10 protein-coding genes are annotated in these 11,671 nt (G+C 63.5%); 7 read left to right on the top strand and 3 right to left on the bottom strand.

The window, feature by feature from the left end; genetic code table 11:
- Positions 1 to 4 precede the first annotated feature (4 nt).
- Entirely contained in the window at positions 5 to 511 is a 507-nt protein-coding gene (locus F8S13_00400) for a hypothetical protein (GenBank protein KAB8145583.1), read from the top strand.
- Positions 512 to 689: 178 nt separating this feature from the next.
- Here the strand turns inward: F8S13_00400 and F8S13_00395 are convergent, their stop codons facing one another.
- The gene (locus F8S13_00395) at positions 690 to 1,793 is read right to left on the bottom strand and encodes an STAS domain-containing protein (GenBank protein KAB8145582.1); all 1,104 of its coding nucleotides are present in this window, start codon (positions 1,791 to 1,793) and stop codon (positions 690 to 692) included.
- A gap of 139 nt (positions 1,794 to 1,932) precedes the next feature.
- On the opposite strand from F8S13_00395, the gene F8S13_00390 reads away from it, so the two are divergent.
- Together F8S13_00390 and F8S13_00385 are read left to right on the top strand one after the other, a co-directional pair.
- Complete coding sequence (locus F8S13_00390; protein ID KAB8145581.1) at positions 1,933 to 3,831, top strand: gamma-glutamyltransferase family protein; 1,899 nt, start codon at positions 1,933 to 1,935, stop codon at positions 3,829 to 3,831.
- A 160-nt stretch (positions 3,832 to 3,991) separates the two neighbouring features.
- Positions 3,992 to 4,531 carry a DUF1349 domain-containing protein gene (locus tag F8S13_00385; GenBank protein KAB8145580.1) on the top strand — a complete coding sequence of 180 codons (540 nt, stop codon included), beginning with the start codon at positions 3,992 to 3,994 and terminating at the stop codon, positions 4,529 to 4,531.
- Here F8S13_00385 and F8S13_00380 read toward each other — a convergent pair.
- Both F8S13_00380 and F8S13_00375 read right to left on the bottom strand, forming a co-directional pair.
- On the bottom strand, positions 4,528 to 5,088 hold the full coding sequence (locus tag F8S13_00380) for a hypothetical protein (GenBank protein ID KAB8145579.1): 561 nt from the start codon (positions 5,086 to 5,088) through the stop codon (positions 4,528 to 4,530). The genes F8S13_00385 and F8S13_00380 overlap by 4 nt on opposite strands.
- A 182-nt stretch (positions 5,089 to 5,270) precedes the next feature.
- A complete protein-coding gene (locus F8S13_00375) occupies positions 5,271 to 5,669 on the bottom strand; it encodes a VOC family protein (GenBank protein KAB8145578.1) in 399 nt (132 codons plus the stop codon).
- Between the two features lie 133 nt (positions 5,670 to 5,802).
- Here F8S13_00375 and F8S13_00370 point away from each other — a divergent pair, with 133 nt between their 5' ends.
- From F8S13_00370 to F8S13_00355, 4 genes are all read left to right on the top strand, one after another.
- The gene (locus F8S13_00370) at positions 5,803 to 6,363 is read left to right on the top strand and encodes a TetR/AcrR family transcriptional regulator (protein KAB8146066.1); all 561 of its coding nucleotides are present in this window, start codon (positions 5,803 to 5,805) and stop codon (positions 6,361 to 6,363) included.
- Between the two features lie 221 nt (positions 6,364 to 6,584).
- The gene (locus F8S13_00365; GenBank protein KAB8145577.1) at positions 6,585 to 10,097 is read left to right on the top strand and encodes a helix-turn-helix domain-containing protein; all 3,513 of its coding nucleotides are present in this window, start codon (positions 6,585 to 6,587) and stop codon (positions 10,095 to 10,097) included.
- A 209-nt stretch (positions 10,098 to 10,306) separates the two neighbouring features.
- A complete protein-coding gene (locus F8S13_00360) occupies positions 10,307 to 10,669 on the top strand; it encodes a transposase (protein ID KAB8145576.1) in 363 nt (120 codons plus the stop codon).
- Between the two features lie 122 nt (positions 10,670 to 10,791).
- A complete protein-coding gene (locus tag F8S13_00355; protein KAB8146065.1) occupies positions 10,792 to 11,649 on the top strand; it encodes a sugar ABC transporter permease in 858 nt (285 codons plus the stop codon).
- Positions 11,650 to 11,671 lie beyond the last annotated feature (22 nt).

Here is an 11,671-nt window from a genome sequence, read left to right as displayed (position 1 = left end):
CGCTATGCGTACATCACTACAAGCGGCAAAAGAGCTCTTCTTCAGCTACGACTGCCGAGCCTTTTTTATGGCCCACGACGGGGTATATGAGACCTACCAGAGCTACCATGTCAGCCGCGAGCAAGAGCAGGCATGGCGCGCCGAGTTCATCGAGCACTGGTGCGCGCTGCTCTCCTGCGATGACCTAGGGGCGCTGCAGCACCTGTGGTACGCCGAGGCCACCGAGGCGCTACCGCTGCTGACGGCGCAGGCCAGCCAAGGCGACAGCTACGCCCAGCTGTGGTATGCCACCGCCATCTGGGAGCTGGCCGCGACCAACCCGACGAGGTACCACGCCGAGCAGCGCCATGCGATTCAGCTCTGGCGCACGCTGCTTGCCCAACCTATCTGGCTGACCGAGCAACACCAAGCGGCGATCCGCGCGCTGGGGAGCGCACCCCTATCCTACGAGTCCTACATCCGCGATCAGGCGGCGCACTGCCTACGCGAGAAGGCGGGCGTACTACCCTAGAAAAGAAGAACAGCAGCGGCCAAGCGGGCCGCTGCTGGAGGGGATAACGCAAACGCGTTTGAGGGCGACGTGCAGTTTTCTGTAGGTTGACAATGCTTCCCAGCATGGTCAGATGACCGCCGCGATCATCACATATCTGCCACCCCATAAAGCAAAAGCTATGCCACGGGCCGCCAAGCTATGCCCGAGCTACCCGCTGCGCAAGCGGCTGCTGGCTCAGCGCCAGCTGGAGATCACTGTAGGTCTGGATATCGTGCAGATCCACCCCCAGCCCGATGATCGATTGCGCCACCTCGGGGCGGATGCCCACCAGCAGCACCTCGGCACCCAGCAGCCGCGCGGCCTGCACCACCTTCATGAACCCCTGGGCTACCTGGGTATCCACTACCGGCACGCCAGTGATATCGAGGATGAGTCGGCGCGCGCGGCTGTGCTGGAGGGCCCGCAGCGCCTGCTCCTGCACCTGCGCGATCCGGCTAGTGTCGAGCGCCCCGATCAGCGGCATCACGCAGGTGGTCTCGGAGATCGGGATGATCGGCACGCTCATCTCGCGGATGATCATGCGCTGCTGCTCGTTCTCGGCCACGATCTTGCGCAGCTCTTCCTCGCGCTCCTGCGCTATGCGCAGGTTGCTGGCCAGCAAGGTGGTGCGCTCGGACACGCGCTGCTCTAGGTCGATGTTGATCTGCTCTAGCTCGCGGGCGGTCTGCTCTAGCTCGGCGCGCGAGCTTTCTGCGGTATTGAGCGCCTTGCTCGTATTTCTTGCGCTCACGGTGCCGGCCAGGGCCGCTACACCAGCCACGATCAGCACGTTGCGCACCAGCGCCTGCCCGTGCCGATCTTCTAGCGGATTCTTCTGGATATTGGTCAGCACCACAAACATCAGCGCGATGGTCACGCCGGTCATAGCCCAGATATAGCGCGGGCGCAGGATCACCGCGGCGATCAGCGGGGTCATCAGATAGTAGATCGGCTCGGCGTTGATGCCCTGGCCCTGGATGATCGGCACCGTTGGGACAGCCAGAAGGATCGCAAAGAGCATTCCGGCAGCAACCGCAAAGTAGCCCTTTCGCGCAATAAACACCACTGATGCGGTGAGCGCGGCGAACGACAGACTGAGAATCTGACCGATACTATTCGCGTTGAACACCATGAAGAGGAAGAATGCGATAAAGCAGATAACAACAAGCGCACAGCAGATAACAATAAGCGTAGCGCTACGTCGGCGGGTATCAGCCTGAGAATGGTGAACCGTCGTCACCCAGTTCCAGAATGCACGCATTGATGTTTCTCAGCTCCTACACACTAGCTACAAAGTTTGTGTCGCCTAGTATACAAATAATACGATATAAAAACAACTTGGCACACGAAAGAAATGTTACAATCTGGAGAGCCTATAACGCCTAGATGGAGAAATCCCTGTGAGACGCTTTCTTCGTGTGCTTCAGCGGATCGGCATTGGTCTGGTCGCGCTGATCCTCATCCTCGCCGTCGTCTACACGCTGCTGCCCAAGGGCCCGCGTGACCCCATGCAGTACACTGATCGCACAGGGCAGCCCCGCGAGCTTTTTGTGGGGAAGGAATACGCCGCTGTCACCGGTACGCCATGGGCTACCGATGCGGCGCTCAGCATCCTTGAGCAGGGCGGCACCGCGTGCGATGCGGCGGTGGCGGCGCTGCTGGCGCTGAACGTGACCCACGGCGAGGCGGCATCCTTCGCCAGCGTGGCACCGACCATGTACTACAGCGCTGCCACCGGCGAGGTGAAGTCGTACATTGGGGTGGGCAAGGCCCCCGCCGCGGCCACGATCGAGAAATTCAGCCAGCGCGGCTTCAAGACCGTGCCCGAGTTCGATATCTGGGCGCAGCTGGTGCCCGCCTCGCCCGACGTGCTGACCGCGCTGCTGTCTGACTGCGGCACGATGTCGTTTGGCCAGGTATCGGCCCCTGCGATCGCCGTGGCCCGCGAGGGCTTCCCGGCGCACAAGATCTTTGTGAAAAACTTTGACCTCTCGCCGCTGGAGGAGGTCGCGCTCTCGCTGATTCTGCCCGAGAACGCCCGCGTGTACTTCCACAGCGAGTGGTGGCGACCAATGAACCTGCACGAGCGCATCCAGCTGCCTGATCTGGCCAACACCTTCGAGGAGCTGGCCAAGGCCGAGCAGGACGCGTTGGCTGCAGGCGGCGACCGCAGGCAGGGCCTGCAGGCGGTGCGCAGCTACTTCTACCAAGGGCCGATCGCCCAGAAGATCGTGCAGATGCACCAGCAGCAGAACGGCCTGATCACCGCCGAGGACTTGGCTAGCTACAGCGGTGGCTGGGAGCAACCGATCAAGGCCGATGTGGCGGGCGGCTACACCTTCTACGGCAACGGCACCTGGTCGCAGGGCATCATGGAGCCGCTGGTGCTGCACATCCTTGAGGGCATCGACCTGAAAAAGATGGGCCATAACAGCCCCGCGTACATCCACGCGGTCACCCAGGCGATCGAGCTGGCCATGGCCGACCGCGACGGGTACGTGGCCGACCCGGCCTTCACCAAGGTGCCGCTGGACACGCTGCTCAGCCCCACGTACGCCGCCCAGCGCCGCGCGCTGATGAGCGAGCACGCGTTTGGCACGCTGCCCAAGCCCGGCGATATCCCCGGCTTCACAGCCAGCCTCAGCGTGCCCGAGGATGGTCGCCTGGCGGGGCTAGACCCCATGCGTGCGGCGCTGACCGCCAACAACGCCAAGGTGGGCAAGGACACGACCCAGCTGGTGGTGCGCGACCGCCAGGGCAACACGGTGGTGATGACACCCTCGGACTTCCCCAAGACGCCCATGGTGCCGAACACCGGCATCAACCTGGGTAACCGCATGAACCAGTTCCGGCTCGACCCGACCCACGTAAACGCGCTAGAGCCAGGCAAGCGCCCGCGCATCACGCCGCACGCCGTGATCGTATTCAAGGACGGCGCGTTCTCCATGGGCTACAGCACCCCCGGCGGCGACACCCAGTCGCAGGCGCTGGTGCAGGTGTTCCTCAACATGTCGGTGTTTGGGATGGATATCCAGCAGGCGATCAGCGCGCCGCGCTTCTACAGCACCACCGCGCCCTCGTCCTTTGCCCCGCACAACTTCACCCCCGGCGGCCTGCGGATCGAGGCCGACCTGTACGATCAAGTGGGCGAGCAGATGAAGGCGCTGGGCTACGACGCGACCCGCTCGGAGAAGTGGGACAACGACTTTGGTGCGGTGGGCGGCGTGGTGCTAGGCCAGGATGGCCAGATCTACGCCGGAGCCGACCCGCGCGAGGAGACCACCGCAGGCGGCAAGTAGGGAGAGTTCGGGCCTAGTCCGAAGCGAGGGCCGCGGTAGCTGCGGCCCTCGTTTATTATGACCCAGCGGTGGGTTTCGGCAAACCTGCATGAATATGTTATGCTACAAAAACAAATTGTAGTACGAGCGACCGCAATGGCTGTTTGCGAAGGAGCCTGGTATGGAATGGTACAATGAACCCGCAAAATGGACGATACATGATAGCGCACTTCACATCACCGCCGAGCCAAAGACGGATTTCTGGCGCACCACGCACTACGGGTTCATCCGCGATAGCGGGCATTTCGGGTTCAACATGGCCCAGGGCGACTTCCGCTGCCGTGTGGGCATTCGCGGCAGCTACCAGTACCAGTATGATCAGGCTGGGCTGATGGTGCGGCAAGACCCGCACCACTGGATCAAGTGCGGGATCGAGTATGTGGATGGCGTGCAGCAGGCCAGCGCGGTGGTGACCCACACCTTCTCCGACTGGTCGGTGGTGCCGCTCGCCGGGCACCCGCCCACGGTGTGGTTCCAGATCCAGCGTCGGGGCGACGCGATCGAGATGAGCTACACGGTGGACAAGGCGCGCTGGGTGATGCTGCGGCTGGCCTATATGCCCGCCCAGGTGCCGCTGCAGGTGGGCGTGATGTGCGCCTCGCCGCAGGGCAAGGGTTTTACCACGTCGTTCAGCGATTTCTTCGTCGATGGGCTTGGCTAGATCCCCACGATGCCGCCCCGCAGCGCGTAGCTGAGAATAATGATCGTGACTAGGCCTGCGCCCACCGCCGCCCACGCCTCGCCTGGGCGGCGCACCCCCATGATCCCCCGCACCGCCACCTGGGCAAACCACGCCTTGGCCAGATAGGCCACCACCACAATCGCCAGCCCGGCCCACCACGGCGCTGGCAGCAGCGCGCCCAGCATGGCTAGCAGCCACTGCAGCAGCTCGATCGGCACGTAGAACAGCGCAAAGCCGTAGGCCAAGGCCGCAAAGCTGCCGAGCGCGCCCTGCTGCTGCGCGAAGAAGAAGATCACGCCGGTGAAGATATAGAAGGCAAACATCTGCTGGATGAGCGCGCGCAGCATGCCCAGCGGGTCGATCAGGCCATACAGGATGGCCGAGAAGACCAGCGGGATAATGATGGCGATGGCCAGGTAGGCGGGCGCGTCCATATTCCCATCGGAGACATGGCGTGCGTGGGCGGCGAACACATGGGGGCGCGGGTGCCGCAGCACATCCCAGCTCTTTGCGGGCATCTGGCGGATCTGGTTCATCGGTATGCTCTCCCTGCAATCGGTTGCGTGCGCAGATTCTAGCACACGTTCTTTTCTGGGGGCAGCCGTAAACCATGGCAGTCGGCACTATTGGGCGCACAATGTCTTAGCCCTCAGCGCATTCCGACTGCCATGTAGCCCTAGGCCAGGGTAGAACATGCTGCTATACTGCCGCGCGTTGCCTATGCACGGAGCTGCTTGGCCGACTCTGGGTGAAGGGGCGTGAAGAAATTGATCAGATTGTCGTCCGGGTCGCGGAAGAGCAAGGAGCGATTTCCCCATGGCATGGTGGTCGGCGCTTGCACAAGGTCGAACTGTATGTCCTTGAGCTGGTCGTAGACGCGATCAACGTCATCCACCCGAAACTCGATAATAGCCGTATGGTTGTCAGCAGGTCGAACAGCATCTGGCGCAAAAAATTGGAGCGTTCGCGTGCTTCCGATTGCCAGCGTGCCAGAGGCGGTTGCAATTTCTGCAAAATCATCCGTGTACCAGGTTGCCACAAGCCCCGTAACCCGCTCGTAGAAGGTGACTAAGCGTTTGATATCGGCGGTGATGAGCCGAAGCGACACAAGATTCATACCGATTCTCCTCTTCAATAACTCCCTGTGTTATACTACGATACTGTAGCGTAGCGCAAATTGAAGGAAACGTCAAGCCTTGAACAAAAAGACCATCAAGAATCCAACCCAAGAACCCACAGCAGACGCAGCGGTGGAGCGTCCCGCGCTAGATGACCGTGTGCGGCGCTCCAAGGAGAAGGTGCTGCAGGCCACCTCAGAGCTATTAGCAGAGCATGGGGTCAGTGGTCTCAGCGTTGATGACGTGGCGCGCCGATCCGGTGTTGCAAAAACCACGATCTATCGCCATTGGCCAACCCGTACCGACTTGGTGGTGGATGCCTGCTTCCACCTTGGCACACACGCAGAGGTGCCAGATACGGGTACGTTTGTGGGCGATGTCCATGCCCTGATGATGACGATTGCCACCCTTCTGACGACAGCACGCTGGTCTTCGGTGATGCCATCCATCATTGACGCAGCAGAGCGCAGCCCTGATCTGGCGGCAGTGCATAGCAGTATCCAGCGCGGGCATACCCTGCCCTTACAAACGCTCATCGCACGTGCGATGAGCAAGGGCGAGCTGCCGCCAGACACCGATGTTGATGCGCTAATTGCCCTGCTCATGGGGGCTGTCTACTATCGCCGTTGGTTCTCGCGGGAGCCGCTGGACGCGGCTTTTGTTGCTAGTGTAGTACGAAGCGTTCTTGGCTGAGCGCTGCCCAAAGCCATCCCGGTAGCACGGGACATATTGAGCACGTTACCCTTGGGAATGAGCGAAAGCGCTGATATATGTCAGTGATTTTTAGGTTATTGGCGGCTGAACTTATTATTTTAAATAAATATATATCGAATAAGGTTTGAGATAGGGCTGAAACAACTATGCTATACTAGGTGCGCAACCAGCCATACCTACGGGTCAATGGAGACGTACCGATGGAACGCAATGCGCTGATTGAATCTAACACGGTGGCCCCACCCCACCAGCAAGCCATAGGCTTCCTGACGGCCAACATCCACGTTGGCTCTGGCCAGGTCATGTGGCGTGGCGTCGTCGAAGCCGCCGAGGGCGAGGGCGTCAACCTGCTGTGTTTCCCAGGGGGCACGTTGGGCCAGCCCGAGGCCGAGGCCCAGCGCATGGTCGTCTACGACCTTGCCAGCAACGCCGGGCTGGATGGCCTGATCAGCTGGTCATCGACCATCACCGGCTCGCTGGAGGCCGAGGCGATCCTCTCCTTTCAGCGCCGCTTCCACCAGCTGCCCATGGTGAACCTCGCCCAATCGGTGCCTGGCGTGCCGACCATATCGGTCGACAGCTACGACGGCATGTACGCCGCGATCGTGCACCTGATCGAGGTGCATGGCTTCCGCAAGCTGGCGCTGCTGCGCGGGCCAGCCAGCCACTTCTACGCCGAGGAGCGCTACCGCGCCTACCGCGATGCGCTCAGCGCCTACGACATCCCCTTCGACCAGCGCCTGGTCAGCCCGCCGCTGCACTGGGAGCGGGGCAGCGAAGCCATGGCGCACCTGCTGGATGTGGCTGGGCTGTTCCCCGGCGATCACTTCCAGGCGGTGGTGGCGGTGAGCGACCTGATGGCGCTAGGCGCGATCAAGGAGCTGCACGGGCGCGGGATCTTCGTACCGCACGACATCGCCGTGATCGGATTCAACGATTCCGCCGAGGGCCGCCTGGCCAACCCCTCGCTCACCTCGGTCTCCACGCCGATCGCGGCCCAGGGCGCGCGGGCCATGGAGACCGTGCTAGCGCGGCTGGAGGGGCGGATCGTGCCAAGCCAGATCGTGCTGCAGTCGCGGCTGGTGGTGCGCCAGTCGTGCGGCTGCCACTCCGACGCGGTGCGCAAGGCTGGGGTGCACCATAGCCATGGCGACGATGCCCTGATCGACGAGCTGCTGCATGTGGCAGCCGCGCCCGCCCAGGCGCGGCAGCTCGCCGGGGTGTTGCGCGCCAGCCTCGACCGCGACATCCGCACGCCCGCCGGGCGGTTTCTGGCCGCGCTAGGGCGAATGCTGGATGCCTCATTCGAGCACGAAGAGTCGATCATGGTCTGGCAGGATGTGCTCTCGGCCCTGCGCAGCACGGTGCTCACCGGTCTAGAGCCATCCCAGTGGCGCACCGCCGAGGACATTATCGGCCAGGCGCGGATCGTGGTCAGCGAGATCGCCCAGCGCGCCCTGGCCTTCCGGCAGCTCCAGGCCGAGCGCCGGGCGGCGGCGCTGCGCGCGCTGACCCAGAGCCTGATCACCACCTTTGACCTGCCCACGCTGGCCCGCACGCTGGCCGAGCATCTACCGCGCCTCGGCATCGTCAGCGGCTATCTGGCGCTCTACGACAACCCGGCCTCCCCCTGCGACGACGAGCGCCAGCTCATCCTCGCCTTCCACGAGGGTGGCACCCTGGTGGAGAGCGAGCAGCCGCTGCGGCTCTCGCCCGGTGTGCTGGTGCCCGCCGCGCTGCTGCCGCCGCGCCGCCATAGCTACGTGGTCGAGCCGCTGTTTTTCCACGAGCAGCAGCTGGGCTACTGCATGCTGGAGATCGGCCCGCGCGACGGCGAGCTGTATGAGATGCTGCGCGGCTCGATCTCCAGCGCGGTGAAGGGCGCGCTGCTGGTGCGCGACGAGCAGCAGGCCCGCCGGACCGCCGAGAAGGCCGACCGCATCAAGACGCGGCTGCTGGCCAACGTGAGCCACGAGCTGCGCACGCCGCTGCACATCATCCTTGAGCAGGCCCGGCTGGTGCAGACCGAAGCGCCCGACGACCCGCAGGCGCTTGAGCACATCCAGCGCAGCGCCGAGCACCAGCTGCGGCTGATCAACGACCTGCTAGATCTCTCGCGCGCTGAGATCAACGAGCTGGATCTCTACCCCGAGCTGATCGACCCGCGCCCGCTGCTAGAGGAGGTCTTTGCTAGCCTGGCCGAGCAGGCCCACGCCAAGCCGGATCTGGACTGGCGGCTCGATCTACCGCCGCGCCTGCCCAAGATCTACGCCGACCCGCTGCGGCTGCGCCAGGTGCTGCTCAACCTGCTGAGCAACGCGCTCAAGTTCACCCAGCGCGGCCATATCACGCTGGGTGCCGAGGTGCAGCCGCCGCACCTGCACCTGTGGGTGGCCGATAGCGGCAGCGGGATCGACCAGGGCCAACAGGAGCGGATCTTCGAGCCGTTTGTGACGGCGGAGAAGCGCAGCCGCGACTACGGCGGGATCGGTCTGGGGCTGTCGATCAGCCGCCAGCTGATCGCGCTGCACCGCGGCACGCTGGATGTGACCAGCGCGCCTGGCGTGGGCAGCAGCTTCGACCTACGCCTGCCGCTGCCCAGCCTGAGCGAGCAAGTGGCCACCACGGCGGTGGGCACCCCCACGCTGCTGGCGATCTCGCCCAGCGAGCAGCTGCCGCCCGAGATCGTGGCCTTCGCCGAGCGTGAGGGGCTGGAGGTGCGCTGGCTGCGCGGCGATCAGCCGATCGAGCAGATCGTGCGCGACACCGCGCCCGCCGCGCTGGCCTGGGATGTATCCAGCGCTCATGCCGAGAGCTGGGGCCTGCTGCGGCGGCTGCACGCCCACCCGCGCCTGGGGCACATCCCCTTCCTGCTGTATGGCGAGCCAGCCGACCCATTGGGCGAGGAGCAGGGCCTCACCGGCTACATGCTCAAGAATGCGCCCTCGCAGTCGCTGATCGACACGATTAACGCCATCGCGCCCGCCGCCGCTGGCGGCCCGATCCTGATCGTGGATGATGACCCCACCGCCCGCGCCCACTACCAGCGGGTTGTCGCCGCGACCCTGCCCAGCCACCCGATCGTGCTGGCCGAGAACGGCGGCGCGGCCCTTCAGCGGCTGGCCGATGTGGTGCCGAGCCTGGTGGTGCTCGACCTGCTGATGCCCGACATCGACGGCACCGAGGTGCTGGCCCAGATGCGCACCAGCGAGCGGCTGCGCCACGTGCCGGTGGTGGTGATCAGCAACAAGCTGCTAACCCTGGAGGACGTGAAGCAGCTAGAGCAGCACGCCCACGTGTTCATCCAGACCAAGTGGCTGTTCTCCGACGAGGAGGTGGCCACCACCCTGGGCCGCGCCATCGCCGACGCCGAGATGCTGCCCCAGCCTACCAGCGCCCTGGTCAAGCGTGCGATCGCCTACCTGCACCAGAACTACACCCGCGAGCTATCGCGCTGGGAGCTGGCCCAGAGCGTGGGCGTGAGCGAGGACTACCTGAGCCGGGTGTTCCACCGCGAGATCGGCGTCTCGCCCTGGGAGTACCTGAGCCGCTACCGCATCTACCATGCCAAGCTGCGGCTAGAGCAGAGCAACGACAGCATCGGCACAATCGCCCAGCAGGTCGGCTTTCAGGACCGCGCCTACTTCAGCCGCGTGTTCCGCAAGATCACCGGCATCGGCCCGCAGGAGTTCCGCGAGCGGCGGGCCGGGTGAGCGATACCCTGGCCTTATGTGTGCGGGATTGATCGGCAGAGACACAAAGATCGCATTGATCTTTGTGTCTCTGAGTCTTGGTGGATCGAAGGGGGAGAGCACGTTATTTTCCATACGCAGTGCGTCAAAATCCACACCCGAATTTTTACAATAGGTGCATCCGGAAATTCGACGCAGGCCACATATCGATCCGTGGAGGGATCAAGCCCATGTGCGATGACAGCACAGCCGACCTGGTGTCTCCTATGCCCGATGAGGTATGGCAGCAGATCGCAGGGCTGCTCCCCTCCGCCGCGCGAGTCCAGCGGCGCGGGCGGCCACGGATGGCAGATAGGGACGCCATGCGCGCCATCCTCTACCGGCTCAACAGTGGCTGCGCGTGGAAGGCGATACCGCGCGAGATCGGGGTGCCAAGCACGGTCTACGACCGGTTCCGGCTGTGGCGGGCTGCAGGCGTGTTTGATGCGATGTGGCAGCGCGGAATCTTGCCAGCTGCCGCATATACGCGGGTGCTCTCCCCCGCAGAACCACACCGAAGTGATAGACCTAACGAGCGAGGGAACAGACAATGATGAACAAACCCACCAGCCCTACGGTCTCTGCGCAGGGCCGCGCGCCAGCCAAGCCCACCACCAGCGCCACGCCCAGCCAGCTGCTGCTGCGGGCCATGTGGCGGCACCGCTGGATGTATCTGATGATCATCCCATCGATCAGCTACTTTCTGATCTTCAAGTATCTGCCGCTGTGGAACGCCCAGATCGCATTCAAGGATTTTAAGCCGCTGCTGGGGGTGGAGGCCAGCCCGTGGATCGGCTTCAAGCATTTTCTTACCTTCGTGCGCTCGTTCTACTTTAGCCAGCTGATCACCAACACGCTGTTCTTTAGCATCGCCAAGCTGATCTTGGGCATGCCGATGGCGATCATCCTGGCGCTGGCGCTCTACGAGACCAAGTTCCGCCGCCTGCGCCAGGTAGTGCAGACCGCCGCCTATATGCCGCACTTCCTCTCGTGGGTGATCGTGTTCGGCGTGCTGCTGGCTATGTTCTCGCCCGGCGAGGGCCTGGTAAACGAGATCATCGAGTCGCTCGGCGGGCGGCCTATCGCCTTCCTGACTTCGCCCGACTGGTTCCGGGGTGTGGTAATCGGCTCGGATATCTGGAAGGAGACCGGCTGGAGCACGATCATCTACCTCGCCGCGCTGATGGCGATCGACACCACGCTCTACGAGGCCGCCACGATCGACGGGGCCTCGCGGCTCCAGCGGATCTGGCACGTGTCGCTGCCCGGTATCCTGCCGGTGATCGTGGTGGTGACGCTGCTGCGTCTGGGCAACATCCTGGATGCCGGGTTTAGCCAGATCTTCGTGCTGTACTCGCTGCCGGTCTACAAGGTTGGCGACATCATCGACACCTGGGTCTACCGCCAGGGCATCCTGGAGTTCCAGTTCAGCCTTGCCACCGCCGTAGGCCTGTTCAAGGGCGTGATCGGCCTCGCGCTCATCCTCGTCTCGAACAAACTTGCCAAGCGCTTTGCTGGCAGCAGCCTCTACTAAGCTTCGCAGCGCAGCGAAAGGA

Source organism: Chloroflexia bacterium SDU3-3 (genome assembly GCA_009268125.1).
GTDB lineage: Bacteria > Chloroflexota > Chloroflexia > Chloroflexales > Roseiflexaceae > SDU3-3.
This window is presented reverse-complemented; position numbering and strand designations above follow the sequence as displayed.